The following is an 18721-nucleotide window of genomic DNA, read 5'->3' on the forward strand; positions in this document are numbered from 1 at the left end:
CTCGCTTTCTTCTTCTTTCTCTTTGTTTTTTTTTTGTTGGTGGGTGTGTTGTGGGGGGGGGGGGGGGGTGTTGGTTATTTGGGTACCTCTCCCCAAAAATCTACCACCCCACCCCGCACTCTGGGGGATAGACTGTGCCCCCGGAGGCCACTTCGTCCCGACACCTTTGCGTTACCCCTCAACAATCACGTTGCTCAAGGGAACGCAAGTGCTCGAGGTATGAGGTCACTTCCGGCTCGCCGGCGAAGCGCGCGCTGAGAATGCCGGAGAGGTCGCGTGCGACCGACATGAGCGATGGAAGCGACTTCCGCTCGCCGCTGAGAGCGCGACGGCCCCGCATGACAGCTTCGTCGAGATCACCTTCACGGGCGGCGACCACGCCGAGGGTGATGCTTGGGTCCAACCTCGCGCTTCGCGCATCGAGCGGACGCGTCCGGCCCATGACGGAAGGTCGTCTGTCATCGAGTTCGGCTCCCCTCGGTGGTCCTGCTCCAGTGTGGCTCAGGTCCGGCGGAACCACGGAAAGAATCGCCCCTACTGAATGTTAGAGGGCCCTGACTGTGAGCCAGCAAAAGGAAAGCCGCTTCAGTAAGAGTCCATTGTGGACCAGTCAAGAAGCCACTGCCGATGTAGGTAATTTTGCCGCGCTGCGATACGAATTCCTGATCGACTGACCGGTATTACGCCCGAAAGGGAAGCACTTCGGGGCGGATCGCTGCGTCGTTGGGCTGATTCCGTGCCGCCATTCGGGCCAATCCCCTTTTCCTGTGGGCTAGATCACTCCCAGATATGAACATGCCCCTTGCTCGGGTGGTGGGGCCCAGGTAATCATTGCTTCGATAGTTCGAGGAACCTAAGACTATCGAAACCTCGTTTGGGGCGAGGTTTCCATCTGGGGATGGGGGAAAATTGTCATTGGATGAAGCTGTGCCGCGCCTGCTCGACGGGCCGCCGCCGACCGGTGAAATTCAGGAATGGCTGGCGAAGGTCGACAAGATCGCACCCATTGTCGAGAAGTACAGAAATGACAACGAAGATCGGCGCGTGACGTCGGCCGAGACGCTCGACGCCGTTCGCGAAGCGGGCCTGCACAGAATGTGGGTCTCCCGGAAATTCGGTGGGGGGCAGGTGGACATCGCCACCGGCTCGGCCGTCATCCAGGCACTGGCGCGCCTCGACGCGTCGGTGGCCTGGCAGGTCGGCGTCCAGGGCGCGATCGGCAGGCTTTCGGACTACCTTCCCGAGGCGACCTCTCGCAAGCTCTTCGCCGAGAGCGACAAGCTGGTCGTCGGAGGGGTCAACCCCTCCGGGACGGCCGAAGCCGTCGAAGGCGGTTTCCGGCTCAGCGGGAAATGGTCCTTCGCCAGCGGTTCGGCGCACGCCGACTGGCTGGTGTGCGCGGCCCGCGTCACCGACGACGGGAAGCCGCGGCTCGGGGAAGCCGGTCCGGTCATCCGGATGCTGTTCCTGCCGCGGACCAGCGTCACCTTCGTCGACGACTGGCACACGCTCGGCCTGCGGGGCACCGGAAGCGTCAGTTACCTGGTCGACGACGTGTTCGTCGGCGAGGACCACACGGTGGACGGAGCCGCCATGCACGCGGCGCCGCTTCCGCGTGATTCCCGTGCCTACGCGATCAGCTACTACGACTTCGGGCCGTTCACGTCCTCGTCCACCGCCCTGGGAATCGCCCAGGACGCGTTGCGCACGTTCAAGGAGATCGCGCTCCGCAAGACGCCGACGGGCGCGTCGGGCACCCTGGCGGGCAGCCACGTGGTCCAGGACAAACTGGCCAGGATGGAAATGGCCGTGCACAGCAGCCGTCTCGTCCTGGCGCACGCGGCCCGGCAGGCGACCGAACACGGCGCGGACGGCGGCGACGAACTGACGTCGCTGATCCGGCTGACGGTCGCGACCGTCGCCGAGAACGCGTGCCAGGTGGTCGACACCGCCCATCAGTACGCGGGCACGAGTTCGCTGTACACGACGAGCAGGCTCGAGCGGAGTCTCCGGGACGTGCGTTCGGCGGTCAAGCACATCACGCTCTCGCATTCGCATTTCGAGATGGTGGGCCAGTACCTGTTGACCGGGAAATTGCTCATGCGCCGCTGACGCGCCTTTCCCGAGCTCGCTTGTTTCCTTTTACTTTTCCTGAGGGGATTGACGATGACCACCTCCGTGTCCACGACCACGGGCCGTTCGGGCATTCCGCTTCCGGCCACCATGAAAGCTTTTCATCTGACCGCGCCGAGGAAGACCGAATTGGCGACGGTGCCCGTTCCGGCCACGCCGGAGGACGGCCTGCTGCTGAAGACGCGCTGCGTCTCGATCTGCTCGACGGACATCTCGGTGTTCGAGGGGCACCTGTTCCCGCCGCAGTACCCCGTCGTCCTCGGCCACGAATACCTCGGCGAGGTCGTCGAGATCGGCTCGGACTTCGACCACGAAAGCGTCGGCCTGGAGATCGGCGACAGGGTCGTCTACTGGGGCCAGACGGACTTCGAGGGGCTGGCCGAGTACCGCTCGGTCCGGCCGATCTTCTCCGGACAGGTCAAACGCGACGTCTTCTGGACCGACCGGAACTTCCTCGACGACCGCCGGGCGGCCGCGGTGAAGATCCCGGCCGAGATGAGCGATCTGGAGTGCTCGTTCATCGAGCCGACCACGGGCGCGTTGCGGTCCATCCTGAGCAACCCGCCCCACATCGGGGACAAGGTGCTGATCCTCGGCACCGGGCCCATCGGGGTCATCGCCGGCCGGATCATCAAGCAGCTCTTCGCCCCCAATTCGGTGGTGTCGGTGGACCTCAACCCGAACCGGAACGTGTTCGCCGCGGAGAACTTCTCCGATCACGCGTACCTGCCGGACGAGCTCGACACGGCGATCAACGAAGGCACTTTCGACTACGTCTTCGACACGTTGCCCACCATCAAGAACGTCGACGAAGACCGTGACCCGCGGCGGATGGCGATGCGCAAGCTCAAGCCGCGCGGTCGTTATGTGCTCTACGGCGCTTCGCAGGAGATGCAGAAGTTCGACACGTGGCTGATGCTCGCCAAGGGCATCAACATCATGTCGGCGCCCTTCGACGTGTCCAGTTTCCCCATGCACCACAGCGCCAACGTCATCTACTCCGCGATGCAGATCCTGATGAGCGGTGTCGTCGACGGCGCGCGGCTCCTGTCGTCGGTCTGCCGGTTCGAGGACTACGACCAGCTGGTGTCGATCTTCGAGAACTACCGCAGCACCACCGACCTGAAGACCATCGTGGACTTCAGGGGGTGATTTCCCCGGGAGGGGGACAGCGGCGTCCCCCTCCCGGCGGCTCTGCTTCCTTGGTCGCCCTCATCGGGAGAGGTTCATGACCGATCGTTCGGAATTCGTAGTCGTCGCCAATCGTTTGCCGGCGAGCGTGCACCGCACCGGGACCGGGGCCGAGACCTGGCGCCGCAGCCCCGGAGGTCTGGTCAACGCGCTGGAGCCGTTGCTGCGCAAGCGGAGCGGCACCTGGGTCGGCTGGCCGGGTATCCCGGGCACGGTGACCCCGCCGGAATCCGTCGGCGGGATCCGGCTTTCACCCGTCTCGCTCGACGAACACGCCGTCGCCTCGTTCTACGAAGGATTCTCCAATTCCACGTTGTGGCCGCTGTACCACGACGTCGTGATGCCGCCCGCTTATCAACAGAGCTGGTGGGAAAGCTACGTCGAGGTCAACCGGCGCTTCGCCGAAGCCGCCGCGGAGGTCAGCGCGCCCGGTGCCACCGTGTGGATCCACGACTACCAGCTGCAGCTGGCCCCGGCGATGGTGCGCGAACTGCGCCCCGACGTCCGCATCGGCTTCTTCCTGCACATCCCGTTTCCGCCGGTCGAGCTGTTCATGCGCCTGCCCTGGCGGACCGAGATCGTGCGCGGGCTGCTGGGAGCGGACCTGATCGGTTTCCAGCGGCCGGGTGGCGCCCAGAACTTCCTCTGGCTCAGCCGCACGCTGACCGGGGCGGCGCAGGTGCCGAAACAGGTCGGCGCGGGTCCGCTGGGCGGCGCGATCGACCTGGGTCACCGGTCGGTGTCGGTGGGCTCGTTCCCGATCTCCGTCGACGCGGGCGCCTGGGACGCGCTGTCGAGGGATCCGCGAGTGCGGGACCGCGCGGAGCAGATCCGGGCCACACTCGGGAATCCGCGGCGGGTGCTGCTGGGGGTGGATCGCCTCGACTACACCAAGGGCATCGACGTCCGTCTCCACGCGCTGGGGGAGTTGCTCCGCGAGAAGCGGCTCCACGCCCGCGACACCGTCATGGTGCAGATCGCCATTCCCAGCCGGGAGCGGGTCGAGCACTACCGCCTGATGCGCCGCGAGGTGGAGCGTGAGGTCGGCAGGCTCAACGGCGAATTCGGCGCGGTGGGCCATCCGGCTGTGCACTATCTGCATTCTTCGATCGATCAGCGCGAACTGGCGGCGTTCTACCTCGCCGCCGACGTGGCGGTGGTGACTCCGCTCCGGGACGGCATGAACCTGGTGTGCAAGGAGTACGTCGCCAGCCGTCACGACCTGACCGGCGCGCTGGTGCTGAGTGAATTCGCCGGCGCCGCCGGGGAACTCACGGATTCGTTCCTGGTCAATCCGTACCACGTCGACGAGGTCAAAGAAGCGATCATGCAGGCCGTGAGCCTGCCCGCGGCCGACACGCGAAGCCGGATGCGACGGCTGCGGGACCACGTGCTCGACCACGACATCGATCATTGGGCTTCGTCGTTCCTCGACGAACTGGCGGCCGGGCACGTCAAGGTCGCTTCCTAGGCCTGCGCCTAGCCATCCGAACAGCAACTGGGGGAAAGATGCCTGTTCTCGCGGAAGACTTCACCCGCGCCATGACCCGCGTTCCCGGCCCGGTCACCGTGGTCACCACGGCCGACGAATCGGGGCGGCGCTGGGGTTTCACCGGAACCTCGTTCAGTTCCCTGTCCCTGGCCCCGCCGCTCGTGCTGGTGTGCCTCGCCAAGAAGGCCAGCACCCATCGCGCGTTCACGACGTCGGCCAGATTCCTGATCAACGTGCTGGGCCGGTTCCAGGAAGACGTGGCGTCGCGCTTCGCCACCTCGGGCGTCGATCGGTTCAGCGCCGGTGACGCGATCCCCGTCGAGCACGGGTTGCCCGGTCTGCCGCAGGCGGTGGCCCGGTTGTCGTGCTCCACTCATTCCATTCAGGACGGTGGGGATCACAGCATCCTCATCGGTCTCGTGGAGGCCGTGCACGTGGGCGACGGTGATCCCCTGGTGTACGTCGACCGGTCGTTCACCCGGCCGGAGCCCCGGTGACCCCGGTGCGGGTCGCGATCCTCGGGACCGCGCACCCGCACCTGGCGGACCACCGGGAGGCGATCCGGCGCGATCCCCGCGCCACCGCGGCTTCCGGACTGGATGACGCCGACGCCGTCATCATCGACTCCGTGACCGCTGATCATCCGCGGTTGCTGCGTGCGGCGATCGAAGCGGGAAAGCCCGCGCTGGTGGAAAAACCTCTCGCCGCGACGGTCCAGGAAACCGGCGAACTCACGTCGCTGATCGACGCCGCCGCGGTCCCGGTGACCACCGCGATGTTCCTCAGGTGCGCACCCGCTTTACGCGGGCTGCGCACCTTTCTTTCGGCGGGATCCGGCGGGCCGGTGACGTCGGTGCGGGCCCGGTTCTCCCATCCGGGGCTGCTCGACGGCTGGTTCCGCGGCCGGACCGCGTGGATGCTGGACCCCCGCCAGGGCGGTGTCGGTGGTCTCGCCGACCTCGGGATCCATCTGCTCGACCTGCTGCTGTGGCTGCGCCCGGACGCGGGCCTTCGTGTCGTCTCCGCGGTCAAGGACCGGGCTCCGGGCATCGCCATGGACGTCGGCGGAACGGCCCGGCTGGACTGGGACGGTGTGCCGGTGACGCTCCACTGTGGATGGACGTCGCGCCCCGGCGGCTTCGACGTCCGTGTCGACCGCGCCGGGGGATCGTGCACGGTGAGCGGTGGGCGGCTCGTGATCGCCACCGGTACCGGGCACCAGGCCGAGACGCACCCGCCACCCGACGCGGCCGCCGTCGTACCCGCCTGGCTCGACCAGCTCCACGGCGTCGCGACCTGGGAACCGCCCACCAGCGACGACATCGCCCGGTGCGCGCTGCTGCTCCAGGAGATCGACGCGGCAGCCGGCTGAGGGGCGGGGTCGCGGTGGGCCGGTCGCTCCGATCCGGCTCACCGCGACCCCAGGAGCGGCTACGGGACTCGCGCGGTCGCGGGCTCGCTCTCGCCGGACTTTTGGTCGCCCCCGGGGGCGGGCGACTCGGAAGTCCTGGGGTGGACGAGAGTGATCAGCAATCCCAGCAGCATTCCCGCGGCCGCGAGCAGAACGGCGACGAAGCCGCCGTCGGCCGAGGCGATCCGCGCTTCTTCACCGGAAAGTCCGGTGGTTCCGGCGTTGGCGACGGCGATCAGGACCGCGAGGCCGATCGCGTAGCCCAGGTTCAGTGTCGTGGTGGCCATCCCGTTGGCGACGCCCTGTTCCTCCGGTGCCACGCCGGACGACGCGGCGATGAACATGGCTGTCCACACGAGACCCTGGCCCACGCCGGAGATGACCAGGCCGGGCACCGCGACCAGGTAGGAGCTGTTCGCGTCGAAGCCGACGGCCAGCGCCGCGGTGCCGACGATGCCGATCCCGAAACCGATCCACAACGTCGGGCGGACCCCCAGCCGGGTCGCGATCTTGCCACCGAGCTGGGTGCCGGTCGCGATGGCGAGCGACGGGACCAGGAAGGCGAGCCCGGTTTCCAGCGCGGAGAACCGGTGGACGCCCTGGAACAGGGTCGTCAGGAAGTACGGCAGCGCGCCGAAGGTCCCCATGTAGATGAAGGTGACCGTGATGCCGACGAGGAGACTGCGGTTGCTGAACAGCCGCAACGGCATCAGCGGGTCCGAGCTGCGCGCCTCGATGACGGCGAAGGCGATCAGCAGGAGAACCGCCAGTACGGCCGCGACGACGATGCCGATGGAGTTCCAGCCGTCTTCGGGACCCTGGACCAGGACGTACACCAGGAGTGTCGCACCGATGGTGACCGTCAGGGCGCCCGGGAAGTCGAATTTGCGGGAGTCGGTCCGGCGCTCGTCACGCGGGATGAAGTACAGCGCGGCGAGGGCGACGATCCCCGCGAGCGGGACGTTGACGTAGAAGACGGCGGGCCAGCCGAATCCTTCGGTGAGGAGCCCGCCCAGCAGCGCTCCCACCGTGAGCCCGCTCGCCCCCGCGCCACCCCAGACGGCGAGGGCCTTGTTCCGGCGGGGGCCCTCTTCGAACAGGGTGTTGATCAGCGACAGCGTGGACGGCAGTAGCAGCGCGCCGCCGATGCCCTGTACGGCGCGGGCGACGATGATCATCGTCGGACTGGTGGCGAGGCCGCCGGCGAGCGACGAAAGCGCGTAGAGCGTCAACGCGATCACGAAGACCCGGCGGCGCCCGAACAGGTCCGCCGCCCGGCCGCCGAACAGCAGGAAACCACCGGCGAAGACCGCGTAGGCGCCGACGACCCACTGCAGGGTCTGATCGGTGAAGCCCAGGTCCGCGCCGATCTCGGGCAGCGCGACGAAGACGATGTTCAGATCGAGGGAGAAGATCAGCTGCGCCAGCGCGAGCAGCGCCAGGGTCCAGCCGAGCGAGCGGTGGCCCGCCGCTGTAGAGGGTGACGACATGGCACGCGACTCCAAGTTCAGGTCAGCAGAAGTACGACTGTACGAAATTTAACGTACTATCGAGCAAAGCGGAACCTGGACCCCGTGATCAGTTCGTGAGTCGACGTACTGTAGTCGGATGGCGACCGTACGATAGTGCGCGTCCGGCCGCACAATCGTCTACACTTTTCGGCATGATCGCCCAGCACCCCGAACGTGACCAGATCCGGCTGGAGAACGTGCTCGCGGCCTTGGGCAACCCCATCCGGCTCAACATCGTCCGGATCCTTGCCCAGCGCGGCGAGCAGGCCTGCGGGACCGTCGGCGCCGACCTCGACGCCACGATGTCGAAATCCACCCTGACCCACCACTGGCGGGTGCTGCGGGATTCCGGCGTGATCTGGCAGCGCCCGGCGGGCCGCGAGAACCTGCTCTCGTTGCGCACCGAAGACCTCGCCGAGCGCTACCCGGGCCTGCTGGCGTCGATTCTCGGCTGCGAACAGGAGACCGAGAAGACTTCGCTGGCCGCCACGGCGGGCTGAGGTGGTCGTGAGTGGCGACCACTCACGACCACCGAGGACACACCGGTCCTATCCGCTCACCAGGTCACCCGCAACGAGCGCACGCCGTACACGAGACTGAAGACGCGGAAGTCCACCTGGTCGTCAGTATCCGCCAGCGCGAGATCGGGGAAGCGCCGCAGCAGCGCCGGGAGGGCGATGCGCAGTTCCATCCGCGCCAGCGGCGCCCCGAGGCAATGGTGCGCGCCATGTCCGAAGGCGACGTGGCCGGTGGTGCCCCGGGTGATGTCGAGGATCTCCGGATCGCCGATCAGGGTGGGGTCGCGGTTGGCCGCCGGAAGAGAACAGAGCACGAGCGATCCCGCGGGGATGGTGTGCCCGGCGATCTCCACCTCCGTCGTGGTCGTCCGAGGTGGCGGCGTCTGCACGATGGACAACCAGCGCAACAATTCCTCGACGGCGGGTTCGACCAGTACCGGATCGTCGCGAAGCATCGCCAGCTGGTCCGGGTGCCACAACAGGGCCAGCGTGCCGAGACCGAGCATGTTCGAGGTCGTGTCGTGCCCGGCCAGCAGGAGAAGCCCCGCGATACCGGTCAGCTCGGCGGACGTCAGCTCCCGGCCGTGCTCGCGCACCAGCATGCCCAGCAGGTCCTCGCCCGGATCCGCCTGGGCGCGGGCCACCAGTCCCGCCATGTAGTCGTGGTCTTCCCGCTGCGCCGCGACGCGATCCTCGACCGGCAAAGAGGTGTCCAGGATGCGCACGGCGCGTTCGTGGAATCCGGCGCGGTCGGCGTAGGGGACACCCAGCAGCTCGCAGATCACCAGCGAGGGGACAGGCAACGCGAAGTGCGCCACCAGGTCGGCAGGCTTACCGGCGCGCTCCAGATCGTCCAGGGCCGTTTCGACGATCTCGGTGATCCGCGGCTGGAGCCTGCTCATGCGCCGGACGGTGAACTCCGGGGTGAGCAGCCGGCGCAGCCGCGTGTGTTCGGGAGGGTCGAGCGTGATCAGCTGCCCCGCCACACCGGCGTTTCCTTGCCCCGCGGCGGAGAACGGCGTCCCGGCGCTGCTGAACCGGGCCGTGTCCGCCAGCACCTGGCGGACGTCCTCGTGCCGGGAGACCAGGTACGCCGGTGGCCCGGCGGGCGTCTCCACCCGCACCACGCGCTCGTCGTCGCGAGCTTTCGCCAGTTCCCCGACCGGATCGATGCCGGTCCGCCGCAGATGAAGCGGCACTTCCCAGGTTTCGGTCATTTCGCGCCTTCCCGGGTGTCGAGCCACTCCGAGAACGTGGGACCCGCGAGCCTGGCGTGTGGTCCGGGCAGGAAACCGCCGGCCGCGGCGATCTCCGCGTCCGGTATGCCGCCGCCTTCGATGCCGACGACCTGGATGCCCCGGCGGGCACCGAGGAGCCTGGCCGCCTCGGCCATGTTCTCCTTGCGGGGTCCCGCGATCTCGGGGATCGGTGTCTCCGGCGCCTCGGGGGCCAAGGCGAGGTCGACCAGTTCCTCCGCGACGGTTCGGCAGGCCACGAGCTGAGTGGGCAGGGACGGGAGATGGGCGACGCCGCCCTGCTGCCAGTCCAGCAGCTGCCCGACGAACTCGTGGAACTGCGCGGCCCGCAGGATACGGACGGGGAGAGGGCCGGCCAGGAGGAGTTCCTCGTGCACCTTCTTGGCGGCGAGGAAACCGGCGGTGGCCCTGTCGACGCCGATGATGGACGCCGCGGTGATCCGGGCCGCCCCCGCCCGGCGGCCCGCGTCGTGCAGATTGCGTGCCGACGTCCGGAAGAACTCCGTCGCCGCTTCCTGTTCGGAGCCGTGCCACGAGGCCACGTCGATGATCACTTCGACACCGTCGAGGGCCTCGTCGAGACCTTCACCGGTGATGATGTCCACGCCGGTCGCCCGGGAGACGGGCACGATTCGATGGCCTCGTTCGGCGAGGACGTCGACGACGTGGACGCCCAGTCGCCCGGTGGCGCCCGCCACCGCGATCTTGCCGGTGCTCATGTTCTTTGCCTTTCGAGAGAGGATCGTCAGTCGGTGTAGTTCTGGCCGGGAGGCATCCCGGGGATCGGCTTGGCGATGAGCGCGGCGGGGGCGAAGAAGCCGATGTGGGCGATCGCCATGACGAGCGTCCACAGTGCTTTGGCGTCGTAGCACGCGGATGCCTTGGCGTACAACGAATCGGGGACACGCTCGCCGGACGGATTCGGGGTGAGGACGGCCTCGGTCAGTTGCAGCGCGACCCGTTCCGCGTCGGTGAAGCAGGTGGCGTCCCGCCAGGTCGCCACGGCGGTGATGCGTTCCTCGGGTTCCCCGGCCTCGCGAAGATTGCGGGTTTCGCGGATGGTGAAGTACGTGCTGCCGAGGATCTGCCCGGCACGGAGCTGTAGCAGGTGCACGGTCGTCAGGGGGATCGCGCCGTTCCTGAGAACCTTGTGCAGGCCGCCGGCGACTTCGGCCATTTCGGGCACGAAGGGGATCGGGTTGGGCATGCGTGACCGCGGACCCGTCGTCGTCATGGACATGGGTGGACTTCCTTCCTGTCGGCATCGCGTCGTCGTGCCCAAGAGATCCCGGCGATCCGCTCGGCGTGACAGGCAGGTCTTGTGACACAGGCCACGGGCTGCGGGTGTCACAAGGGGAGGGCGGCCGGGGTCGTATGGATCTGACACGTTCGCGGACGAGAGGACGGAACCGGCGATGAGCGAACGGGACGAACACGAGACGGACACCGCCACCGAGGCGTTCGTGACCCATCGCAACCTGCTCTTCACCGTGGCCTACGAGATGCTCGGCTCGGCCACCGACGCGGAGGACGTCCTTCAGGAGACCTGGTTGCGATGGGTGGGCGTGGACTTCGAAACGGTGCTGTCCCCGCGCGCGTTCCTGGTCCGGATCATTACCCGGCAGGCGCTCAAACGGTTGCGGACGCTCGGCAGGCGCAAGGAGTCCTATGTCGGTCCGTGGCTACCGGAACCGCTCCTGACCGTGCCGGATGTGGCCGAGGACGTGGAGCTGGCCGACAGCGTTTCGATGGCGATGCTGCTGGTGTTGGAGACACTTTCGCCGACCGAACGAGCGGTTTTCGTGCTGCGTGAGGTCTTCGCGCTCGACTACGAGGAGATCGCCGAAGCCGTCGGCAAGACTTCCGGCACCGTACGCCAGATCGCGCACCGGGCGCGGGCGCACGTCGCCGCTCGCAGGCCCCGCGGCACCGGTACCCCCGCCGAACACCGGGCCGCGCTTCAGGCCTTCCAGACGGCCGTCGAAACCGGCGATCTCCAAGGCCTGCTGGACATCCTCGCGCCGGACGTCGTCGCCCTCAGCGACGGCGGTGGAGTCAAACACGCGTTGCTGCGGCCCGTCGTCGGCGCGGACAAGGTGGCCCGGCTGCTGGCGGTCGGCTGGTGGAAACGCGAGGCGGAACGGTCGGTCGAGCCGGTTCAGATCAACGGCGGCCCGGGGCTGCTCATCCGTGTCGACGGCGAGATCGACGGCGTGCTGGCGGTGCGCGTGGAGAACGGGTGTGTCACCGGCGCCTATCACGTGCGCAATCCCGAGAAACTGGCCGGTGTGGAACGCGAGATCGTCGTGAGCCGCTGAAACCCGCCGCGCTCAACGCCTCTCGTACCTGGCCAGGACCACCCCGCCGGGAAACGTCCGTGTCTCCACCAGATCGAGCTTCACCCCGCTGTCCAGCGCGGTGTAGAAGGGCGTGCCGCCGCCAACCAGCGCCGGATGGGTGACGATCTCGTACTCGTCGACCAGCCCGGCCCGCATGGCCGCCCCGGCCAGCGTCGCGCCACCGACCCTCATCGGCCCGCCGTCCCCGGCCTTGAGCCGGGTGATCTCGGCGATCGCGTCGCCGGTGACCACGCGGGTGTTCCAGTCGGCCTCGCCGGCCGTCGTGGAGGAGAACAGCACCTTCGGCGTGTCCCGCCAGTTCCGCGCGAACTCGATCTCCGCCTGGCTGGCGCCCGGCTGCTGGTCACCGGTCGGCCAGTGGGAACTCATCGTCTCCCAAAGCCCGCGCCCGTACAGGAACAGGGTGACCGCCTGCTCCCGCTCGAGCCACCACTGGAACAGCTCGTCACTCTGCACTCCCCAGCCGAGGTCGCCGTCGGGCGCGGCGATGTAGCCGTCCAGGCTCAGGTTCATGCCGTAGATCAGTTTCCGCATGACGCCATCCTTCGATGTTCTATTTCTGGAATCCGGTCCCACTGCGACGGAGTCGCTCGCGAGCCTCATCCTCGGACAATGAGGTGATGGGCCGCCCGACCGTGGCCTGATACTTGGCGTCGTAGGCCCTGGTCCACACTCCGGCCGCCCACGACCGCTCCAGTTCGTCGGGGCTGAACTCCCGGCCGTACGCGTCGAGGAAACGTTCCGTGTCCTCGACGGTAGCCAGCTCGTCCACGCTGACGGTCGAATACAGCGCGGCCGCGAAGCCGACGAGTACGGCTTCGCTGTCGACGATCATGCTGTCCCAATCGTGCACCACCAAGAGTTCGTTTCCGTCCCAGCGCAAATTACCGGCAAGCCAGTCACAGTGACCGATCACGGTTTCGGACTCGCCGGCTCGCAGCCGATCGCGGGAACGACGCCCGGCGTCGTCGATCCACGCCGGACCGGCCACCTCGTTGAGGTCGGTGTCGGAATCCTCGGGACACGGCCAGAGTCCGTCTTCGGCGTGGTTCCAGGCCGCCCACGACGGTGCCGGGTCGAGCGTGGACACCTCACTTGGCCTTGGCGCGAGGTTGATGAGCCTCGCGAAGGCTTCGGCAAAGGCCCCGGCGGCGTGGTCCGCGTTCGGGAGCAGGGCGCCGCCGGGGACGTAGACCTCCGCGGTGGCGATTTCCTCGCCGAAAGGGACGGCGCCGGTGAGCGGCTGTGGGCACGGAAAGCCGGCCTGGAACACGCGGCGCTGGATTTCGACGCAGGCCGCCACTCGCGGAGAGTCGGGGCGCACCTTGACCACGACCTCACGATCGTCGGCCAGCCGGAGACCTATGACGGTGGAGAGATGCCCGGATCTGAAGATCTCCTCCGACGGCGGGCTGCCGAGATGCTCCACGCACCACCGAGCAAGGTCGGCATGAGGACGAGGTGACATCCGAGAATCCTCACACAGGCCACCGCTCGGATGAACGACATTCGGTCCGTGACCGCCTCAAGGCGGGGTTTCGTCGCCTGCCAGACCGTGCTCGTAGGCGTAAATCACCGCGTGGACCCGGGTGCGTAACCCCAGTTTGCCGAGCACCCTGGCGACGTGGGTCTTCACCGTGCCGGGTTCGATCACCAGGGTGTCGGCGATTTCGGCGTTGCTCATCCCTCGGGCGACGCTCCGCAGCACCTCGTGTTCGCGTGGGGTGAGCAGCTCCAGTTCGCGCGTCGGTGCTCGCGGGGAGAGCGCGGCGAACCGGTTGATCAGTCGCCCGGTCACCTGGGGGTCGATCAACCCTTGACCGGTGTGCAGCGCGCGCACGGCGTCCAGGAGCAGCTCGGGTTCGCTGTCCTTCAGCAGGAACCCGGCTGCTCCCGCTTGCAACGCGCCGAACAGGTAATCGTCGAGGTCGAAGGTCGTCAGCGCGAGCACGCGTGGCGCCGGCTCGGTCCCGGTGAGCCGTCGGATGGCGGTGATCCCGTCCAGGTGCGGCATGCGCAGATCCATGACCACGACGTCCGGTCGTCGCCACAGCGCTTTTCGGACGGCCTCGGCGCCGTTGGCCGCCTCGTCGACCACCTCGATGTCCGGCTCGCCGTCGAGCACCAGCCGCAACGCCTCACGCACGGGCTCCTGGTCGTCGGCGATCAGCACGCGGATCATGCCGGGATCCTCGCCCGCACCGACCACCCGCGCCGGGGCCGGGGGCCGACCGACAGGGTGCCGCCGAGCACGCGCACCCGCTCGCGCATACCGCGGATGCCGTGTCCCTCGACGGCTTCGGCGCCGACGGCCCCGTTGTCGGTGATCGTGATCTCCATGCCGTGCCGGTCGTGTCGGAGACAAACGTCGATCTCGGTGGCGTCGGTGTGCCGCACCGCGTTGGTCAAAGCCTCCTGTACGACCCGGTAAGCGGCGTGGTCGACGACCGGTGACAGTGGGGCCGCCGTGCCGAGCACCGTGATCCGGCGGTCCGCGGTGGACAGTCGGCGGACCAGGTCGCCGATGTCCGCCAGCCCCGGCGATCCATGCGACGTGGTCAGCAGGACACGCACCTCGCTCAGCGCGGACGAGGAGAGGTCGTCGATGGTGCCGAGCACGCGATCGGCGAGCGCGGGCGCGCCACCCAGCGCACGGCGGGTGGCCATGGCCTGCAACCGGATCGCGGTCAGGTGGTGACCGACGCTGTCGTGCACGTCTCTGGCCAGTCGCGCGCGTTCCTCGGCCGCCACGCGGTCCGCGTCGGCGAGGCGAAGCCGGACCGTCTGCCCGGCCCGGTCACGTTGCAGCCGCAGCGCGTATCCGACCACCGGGAGTGCGACGCCGAGAACGATCAGGTCGGCGGCCGGGCCCATCTTGCTGGACAGGATCCCGTAGCCGATCACCCACACCAGGGACACCGCCACGACCGACGACAGGCGCAGCGGCCGGTAGTAGGCGGCGCAGCACAACGTCGCCATGGCCACCAACCGGCCCGGCCAGCCGGGGATCAGGCTGCCGAGCAACGAGATCCCCGAGGCCAGTATCGCCGCGGTCAGCGGCAACCTCTTGCACAGTGCCAGTGGCAGGCAGACGGCGAAGCTGATCGCGGCGAGCGTCGGCAGGTCGGCCCCCGGGTTCTCCCATCGCGTGAAACCGACCAGCAACGCCGCGGTTCCCACCACGAGCAGCACGAGCTTCATGACGGCAACCCTAGGCACAGAACGTGTTCTCCGGTGGCAGCAGGCCGGTGGTCAGGTAACGGTGTACGTGAGCCCGGACGCAGGTGTTGCCGTCCACATAGACCGCGTGGTCGCCGTCCGCCGCGAGGTACCGGGCGCGGGGCAACTGAGCGGCGAGGTGTCGTCCCCACTCTGGCGGGGTGTTGTCGTCGTGCACGCCACCCACTACCAGGACCGGCGGGACCGCGGTGAAGTCACGACGGTGTGGCGGGAACGTGCCGTTGCCCGGCAGTCGCGCACAGGCCATCGCCCAGATCCACGCCTGACGCCACCCCAGCCGCGGCGCCACCGTGCGCAGGGACGACTCCACCGCCAGGACCGCTCGATAGTCGCCGGGGTAAGGGAAGTCGGCACAGGTCGGGATCCGCATCAAGGCGGGATCGGGTGGGAACACCGGTTTGGTGGCGAGTTTCGTCGCGTCGCCCGCGTGTGCCTCGGCAAGGGCGGTGGCGAACGCGGGCTAGCGCCGTTCGGAACGGACGTCGGCCCGGGCGACGATCTGCTTCGCGCTGACCGTGGTGCCCCCGCCGGGGATCGGCTGCCGTTCGGCCCGTTCGATGAGCTCGTCCCAGACGGCCAGGACGTCGCGGCCGTGCAGCGCGCAGCTCGGCTCAGCCGCGCACCAGCCGGCGAACCGGTGCAAGGTGCGCTCGTTCGCGCGAGCGCGCTGGCCGAGCCAGTTCCGCAGCGAAGGTTCGGTGTGGTCCATGACGCTGTCCAGATACATCCGGCCGACGCCGCCGGGGAACAGATCGGCGTACGCCTGTGCGTACACGGTGCCGTAGGAGTTGCCGAAGTAGTCGAGCTTCCGCTGACCGAGCACTTTTCGTATGGCTTCCAGATCGTGCGCGACCTGCCAGGAGTCGAGTTTGCCCGCCAGTGGGGTAGTGGCGCAGGCTTGGCCGAAACGGGCGTTCTGCTCGGCGTGCTCGTCGAAGGCGGCCTGGTCCGGGAACACGTAGTCCGACTCGGCTGGCGGCGGAAGCGGACAGGAGATGCCGCTACTCGCCTCGAACCCCCGAGGATCGAAAATGACGATGTCGAACCACTGCCTCAGCTCCGCGAACCGTGCTTGGAAGGCCGGTTGACGGAACGCGGAGATCTGCGCCTGCGGGCCGCCGAGGTTCATCAGCAGAACACCGTGTCCGGCGGCGGCGTTCGTGGCCGGCAGCTTCGCCAGCCCGAGTGTGATCGGCGCCTGACCGGGTCGGGCCCAGTCCGACGGCACGGCCATCGAGCCACACTGCAGGCCGTCCCCACAGTCCTGCCAGGACAGACCGGGTTTCGGCGTGGCGGCGGCGGATGTACCCGTCAAGCCACCGAGAACGGTGAGCAGGCACAGCCCACCGGCCACGAGCTCGCGTATCTTCTTCATGCTCGCCAGGCTGCTCGACCGCCGGCGCGCCGCGCGTCTGTCTTTCGGCAGATCTTCCCGCGCACGGCAGAATGGCACGGTGACGATCGAACAACGTGGCGGTCCCGGCGATGGCGTCGCTGAGCTCGCCGAGTTCATCCTTGACTTCGGAGCCGGTGGCTATCCGGTGACACGAGTGGCGGAGGCGGTGTGCCGGGACTGCACCGGCCGAGCGTTCCGGGTCGCCGTCGACGACGATGAGGGTTGCGCCCAACGCGTCTGTGTCGCTTGCGGAGCGGCGACGTTCATCGCGGACAGTGCTGAATACTGGGCCGAGGCCGATCCCGAGGAGTGCGAATGCCCCTGCGGTGGCGGCGAGTTCGCCGTCGCGGTGGGCTTCGCCCTGCGCGACGACGAGGAAGTCCGCTGGATCAGCGTCGGTCTCCGCTGTCTGACCGACGACACCTTGGGTGTCTACACGGACTGGAAGATCGACTACAGCCCTACGAAACACCTTCTCGACCAGGCTTGAGCTGTTGAACGAAAAAGCCGCTTGATTTGGACTCTCATCCAAATCAAGCGGCTCTTCGTTCCGGTCGGGCTGACAGGATTCGAACCTGCGACCCCTTGACCCCTTCTTCGTCGGCGTGCGATGGAGCTGAGGAGTGCGAGTCGTTGAAAGTGCGCCCTTCTTGCGGCGGCGGCTCGCTCTTGCCGGGTCGGGGCATCGAGAATGCCGTCAGGGCCAACCAGCCGCTCGAAGCGCTTCAACGCAGCCTGCCTAGCTGGTGCGGTACGGTGCTGCCGATTCTCGGTCGCGGTGCACGCGCAGCCCCTCGCGGTCCTCGGAGAGCCATTCGCGCAGACGCGGCCAAGACCGGATGAGGGCCTCGTGCGCGATTTCCACGCTGTCCTCGCCCAGCACGAGCAGCCGCGCGGTCGCCAGGTGCTCCAGTACCGACCGGACATCGCCGCCGAGCTGGTCGAGTTCGTCCCGGCTCGCCCGCCGCTTGGTGTCCTTGGTTCCCTCGCCGAGTGCGCACAGCCGCAGGAACACCTGCTGGGCGGTGCGCCGATGTCCGGGGGAAAGCGCGGTGAACGTGACCTCGGCCGTATGCGCGACGGCGTGCTCGATCCCGCCCGCGGCCTCATACCCCTTCAACGGTCAACGTCGTGCCACGACGACGTCGCCACGTCTCCATCAACACGTGGGAGACCAGTGGCAGCACGCCGTGTTGCCCGGCGGCGTCGGCGACGACCCGGGCGACCAGCGCGGTCTCCACCCGGCAGCCCACGAGCGCGGCGGGGCGGACGACCGCCTGGCGCAGCTCGTCGATCGTCATCGGCTCGACCGTCACCTGCTCTTCGCGCAAGGCGTGCGACAGCGCGGGATGCCCGACACAATCCCCGTAGAAGTCGGCGCGCACGCTCAGCACCACCCGGCAGTTGCTGTGCTCGGCGGTCCGCCGCCGTGAGCAACTGGTCGATGAACCGGATCCGCTCGGTGCGGTCGGCGCAGAGCGTGAACACCTCTTCGAACTGGTCGACGACCAGCACCAGTTCACCCTCTTCGGGGGCGATCCGCCGGACGACGTGGTGCAGTCCCCGCGGATCATCCGTCGGCCGTGCGACCGGCATGTCCGCCAGGCGCGCCAGCCGGATGAGGCACTCCTCGAGCGGATGCGGCCCCGGCGTCAGCACGACGGTGGGCCCGGCCAGTTTTGGTGTCACCCCCGCTCGCAGCACCGAGGTCTTGCCGGTGCCCGACGCGCCGACGACCACCACGCCCCGATGCCGGGTCAGCCGGTCGAGCACTTCCTCCACGAGCGCTTCCCGGCCGAAGAACTGAGCCGCGTCCTCGGCCCGGAACGGCGCGAGCCCGGTGTACGGCAACTCGTCCAGGTCCGGCGGCGCGGGCGGCTGCGGAGCGACCGACAGCTCGCGCCACCGACGCTCCCACTCTTCGGCGTCCCCGTCGCACGCCCGCACGTACGCCAGCGTCACGTCGAGGCTGGGGAGCTTCCGCCTCGCGGCGGCCTGCGACAGCGCGGCCTCCGAGTAATGCGCTCGCGCGCTGAGCACGCGATAGGTCGGCTTACCCGCTTTTTCGCGCAATAGCCGCAAATCTCGTGCGAACTCCACTAACGGCCCGTTCCCGGCGGCCAACGGGTTTTCCTCACGCGGCATCCACCCCACCCCCACCCGACATGGTCCACGACGCCGACCGCGTCATCCAGGTGAAGAATGCCGACGGC

The 18721-nt window shown here is 68.2% G+C and carries 20 protein-coding genes and 1 pseudogene; 8 read left to right on the top strand and 13 right to left on the bottom strand.

Going from position 1 to position 18721, the window contains the following annotated elements; translation table 11 throughout:
• Positions 1-915 precede the first annotated feature (915 nt).
• From ACFWMR_RS07165 to ACFWMR_RS07185, 5 genes are all read left to right on the top strand, one after another.
• Positions 916-2112 (top strand): acyl-CoA dehydrogenase family protein, encoded by a 1197-nt coding sequence (locus ACFWMR_RS07165; protein WP_378377714.1) that lies wholly within the window; start codon positions 916-918, stop codon positions 2110-2112.
• Positions 2113-2166: 54 nt separating this feature from the next.
• On the top strand, positions 2167-3285 hold the full coding sequence (locus ACFWMR_RS07170) for a zinc-dependent alcohol dehydrogenase (protein WP_093938501.1): 1119 nt from the start codon (positions 2167-2169) through the stop codon (positions 3283-3285).
• A gap of 76 nt (positions 3286-3361) precedes the next feature.
• Positions 3362-4795: an alpha,alpha-trehalose-phosphate synthase (UDP-forming) gene (locus ACFWMR_RS07175; protein WP_378377716.1), complete on the top strand. Its 1434-nt coding sequence runs from the start codon at positions 3362-3364 to the stop codon at positions 4793-4795.
• 38 nt (positions 4796-4833) lie between these two features.
• Positions 4834-5313: a flavin reductase family protein gene (locus ACFWMR_RS07180; protein ID WP_378377718.1), complete on the top strand. Its 480-nt coding sequence runs from the start codon at positions 4834-4836 to the stop codon at positions 5311-5313.
• Positions 5310-6188 (top strand): Gfo/Idh/MocA family protein, encoded by an 879-nt coding sequence (locus ACFWMR_RS07185; protein WP_378377720.1) that lies wholly within the window; start codon positions 5310-5312, stop codon positions 6186-6188. The genes ACFWMR_RS07180 and ACFWMR_RS07185 overlap by 4 nt, the downstream gene beginning before the upstream one ends.
• Positions 6189-6247: 59 nt before the next feature.
• Here the strand turns inward: ACFWMR_RS07185 and ACFWMR_RS07190 are convergent, their stop codons facing one another.
• On the bottom strand, positions 6248-7717 hold the full coding sequence (locus ACFWMR_RS07190) for an MFS transporter (protein ID WP_208635856.1): 1470 nt from the start codon (positions 7715-7717) through the stop codon (positions 6248-6250).
• A 173-nt stretch (positions 7718-7890) separates the two neighbouring features.
• Between ACFWMR_RS07190 and ACFWMR_RS07195 the strand changes: the two genes are divergently transcribed.
• Entirely contained in the window at positions 7891-8238 is a 348-nt protein-coding gene (locus tag ACFWMR_RS07195) for an ArsR/SmtB family transcription factor (protein WP_378377722.1), read from the top strand.
• Positions 8239-8294: 56 nt separating this feature from the next.
• Here ACFWMR_RS07195 and ACFWMR_RS07200 read toward each other — a convergent pair whose 3' ends face one another.
• Genes ACFWMR_RS07200 through ACFWMR_RS07210 form a run of 3 tightly spaced genes read right to left on the bottom strand, consistent with a single transcriptional unit; the run spans position 8295 to position 10752 of the window.
• Positions 8295-9473, bottom strand: a complete 1179-nt coding sequence (locus tag ACFWMR_RS07200) for a cytochrome P450 (protein ID WP_378377724.1) — start codon at positions 9471-9473, stop codon at positions 8295-8297.
• Positions 9470-10231 (bottom strand): SDR family oxidoreductase, encoded by a 762-nt coding sequence (locus ACFWMR_RS07205; RefSeq protein WP_378377726.1) that lies wholly within the window; start codon positions 10229-10231, stop codon positions 9470-9472. The genes ACFWMR_RS07200 and ACFWMR_RS07205 overlap by 4 nt, the downstream gene beginning before the upstream one ends.
• Before the next feature lie 26 nt (positions 10232-10257).
• Positions 10258-10752 (bottom strand): carboxymuconolactone decarboxylase family protein, encoded by a 495-nt coding sequence (locus ACFWMR_RS07210; RefSeq protein ID WP_378377728.1) that lies wholly within the window; start codon positions 10750-10752, stop codon positions 10258-10260.
• A gap of 175 nt (positions 10753-10927) precedes the next feature.
• On the opposite strand from ACFWMR_RS07210, the gene ACFWMR_RS07215 reads away from it, so the two are divergent.
• On the top strand, positions 10928-11830 hold the full coding sequence (locus ACFWMR_RS07215) for an RNA polymerase sigma-70 factor (RefSeq protein ID WP_378377730.1): 903 nt from the start codon (positions 10928-10930) through the stop codon (positions 11828-11830).
• Positions 11831-11842: 12 nt separating this feature from the next.
• Here ACFWMR_RS07215 and ACFWMR_RS07220 read toward each other — a convergent pair whose 3' ends face one another.
• The 6 genes from ACFWMR_RS07220 to ACFWMR_RS07245 all read right to left on the bottom strand — a co-directional run bounded on the left by ACFWMR_RS07220 (position 11843) and on the right by ACFWMR_RS07245 (position 16487).
• Positions 11843-12406 (bottom strand): dihydrofolate reductase family protein, encoded by a 564-nt coding sequence (locus tag ACFWMR_RS07220; RefSeq protein WP_378377732.1) that lies wholly within the window; start codon positions 12404-12406, stop codon positions 11843-11845.
• A 19-nt stretch (positions 12407-12425) separates the two neighbouring features.
• Positions 12426-13340 (bottom strand): phosphotransferase, encoded by a 915-nt coding sequence (locus ACFWMR_RS07225; protein WP_378377734.1) that lies wholly within the window; start codon positions 13338-13340, stop codon positions 12426-12428.
• Positions 13341-13397: 57 nt separating this feature from the next.
• Positions 13398-14054 carry a response regulator gene (locus ACFWMR_RS07230; RefSeq protein WP_378377735.1) on the bottom strand — a complete coding sequence of 219 codons (657 nt, stop codon included), beginning with the start codon at positions 14052-14054 and terminating at the stop codon, positions 13398-13400.
• On the bottom strand, positions 14051-15073 hold the full coding sequence (locus ACFWMR_RS07235) for a sensor histidine kinase (RefSeq protein ID WP_378377736.1): 1023 nt from the start codon (positions 15071-15073) through the stop codon (positions 14051-14053). Before ACFWMR_RS07235 ends, ACFWMR_RS07230 begins: the two co-directional genes overlap by 4 nt.
• A 10-nt stretch (positions 15074-15083) precedes the next feature.
• Positions 15084-15482: an alpha/beta hydrolase gene (locus ACFWMR_RS07240; protein WP_378377737.1), complete on the bottom strand. Its 399-nt coding sequence runs from the start codon at positions 15480-15482 to the stop codon at positions 15084-15086.
• 90 nt (positions 15483-15572) lie between these two features.
• Positions 15573-16487 carry an alpha/beta fold hydrolase gene (locus ACFWMR_RS07245; protein WP_378377738.1) on the bottom strand — a complete coding sequence of 305 codons (915 nt, stop codon included), beginning with the start codon at positions 16485-16487 and terminating at the stop codon, positions 15573-15575.
• Positions 16488-16566: 79 nt separating this feature from the next.
• Here ACFWMR_RS07245 and ACFWMR_RS07250 point away from each other — a divergent pair, with 79 nt between their 5' ends.
• On the top strand, positions 16567-16998 hold the full coding sequence (locus tag ACFWMR_RS07250; RefSeq protein ID WP_378377739.1) for a hypothetical protein: 432 nt from the start codon (positions 16567-16569) through the stop codon (positions 16996-16998).
• A 249-nt stretch (positions 16999-17247) separates the two neighbouring features.
• Here the strand turns inward: ACFWMR_RS07250 and ACFWMR_RS07255 are convergent, their stop codons facing one another.
• From ACFWMR_RS07255 to ACFWMR_RS07265, 3 genes and pseudogenes are all read right to left on the bottom strand, one after another.
• Positions 17248-17628: an nSTAND1 domain-containing NTPase gene (locus ACFWMR_RS07255; protein WP_378377740.1), complete on the bottom strand. Its 381-nt coding sequence runs from the start codon at positions 17626-17628 to the stop codon at positions 17248-17250.
• A complete protein-coding gene (locus ACFWMR_RS07260; protein ID WP_378377794.1) occupies positions 17615-18082 on the bottom strand; it encodes an nSTAND1 domain-containing NTPase in 468 nt (155 codons plus the stop codon). The genes ACFWMR_RS07255 and ACFWMR_RS07260 overlap by 14 nt, the downstream gene beginning before the upstream one ends.
• A pseudogene (locus ACFWMR_RS07265) lies at positions 17985-18653 on the bottom strand (nSTAND1 domain-containing NTPase); the annotation flags it as partial. The pseudogene ACFWMR_RS07265 and the gene ACFWMR_RS07260, both read right to left, overlap by 98 nt.
• Positions 18654-18721: the final 68 nt, after the last annotated feature.

The organism is Amycolatopsis thailandensis, from assembly GCF_042723255.1.
Lineage (GTDB): Bacteria > Actinomycetota > Actinomycetes > Mycobacteriales > Pseudonocardiaceae > Amycolatopsis > Amycolatopsis thailandensis.

Coding starts and splice junctions, on each gene's coding strand:
- ACFWMR_RS07220 (WP_378377732.1), bottom strand. CDS start 12,406: ATGCGGAAACTGATCTACGGCATGAACCTGAGCCTGGACGGCTACATC.
- ACFWMR_RS07180 (WP_378377718.1), top strand. CDS start 4,834: ATGCCTGTTCTCGCGGAAGACTTCACCCGCGCCATGACCCGCGTTCCC.
- ACFWMR_RS07240 (WP_378377737.1), bottom strand. CDS start 15,482: ATGCGGATCCCGACCTGTGCCGACTTCCCTTACCCCGGCGACTATCGA.
- ACFWMR_RS07170 (WP_093938501.1), top strand. CDS start 2,167: ATGACCACCTCCGTGTCCACGACCACGGGCCGTTCGGGCATTCCGCTT.
- ACFWMR_RS07260 (WP_378377794.1), bottom strand. CDS start 18,082: ATGATCCGCGGGGACTGCACCACGTCGTCCGGCGGATCGCCCCCGAAG.
- ACFWMR_RS07200 (WP_378377724.1), bottom strand. CDS start 9,473: ATGACCGAAACCTGGGAAGTGCCGCTTCATCTGCGGCGGACCGGCATC.
- ACFWMR_RS07245 (WP_378377738.1), bottom strand. CDS start 16,487: ATGAAGAAGATACGCGAGCTCGTGGCCGGTGGGCTGTGCCTGCTCACC.
- ACFWMR_RS07215 (WP_378377730.1), top strand. CDS start 10,928: ATGAGCGAACGGGACGAACACGAGACGGACACCGCCACCGAGGCGTTC.
- ACFWMR_RS07195 (WP_378377722.1), top strand. CDS start 7,891: ATGATCGCCCAGCACCCCGAACGTGACCAGATCCGGCTGGAGAACGTG.
- ACFWMR_RS07235 (WP_378377736.1), bottom strand. CDS start 15,073: ATGAAGCTCGTGCTGCTCGTGGTGGGAACCGCGGCGTTGCTGGTCGGT.
- ACFWMR_RS07225 (WP_378377734.1), bottom strand. CDS start 13,340: ATGTCACCTCGTCCTCATGCCGACCTTGCTCGGTGGTGCGTGGAGCAT.
- ACFWMR_RS07210 (WP_378377728.1), bottom strand. CDS start 10,752: ATGTCCATGACGACGACGGGTCCGCGGTCACGCATGCCCAACCCGATC.
- ACFWMR_RS07175 (WP_378377716.1), top strand. CDS start 3,362: ATGACCGATCGTTCGGAATTCGTAGTCGTCGCCAATCGTTTGCCGGCG.
- ACFWMR_RS07190 (WP_208635856.1), bottom strand. CDS start 7,717: ATGTCGTCACCCTCTACAGCGGCGGGCCACCGCTCGCTCGGCTGGACC.
- ACFWMR_RS07205 (WP_378377726.1), bottom strand. CDS start 10,231: ATGAGCACCGGCAAGATCGCGGTGGCGGGCGCCACCGGGCGACTGGGC.
- ACFWMR_RS07230 (WP_378377735.1), bottom strand. CDS start 14,054: ATGATCCGCGTGCTGATCGCCGACGACCAGGAGCCCGTGCGTGAGGCG.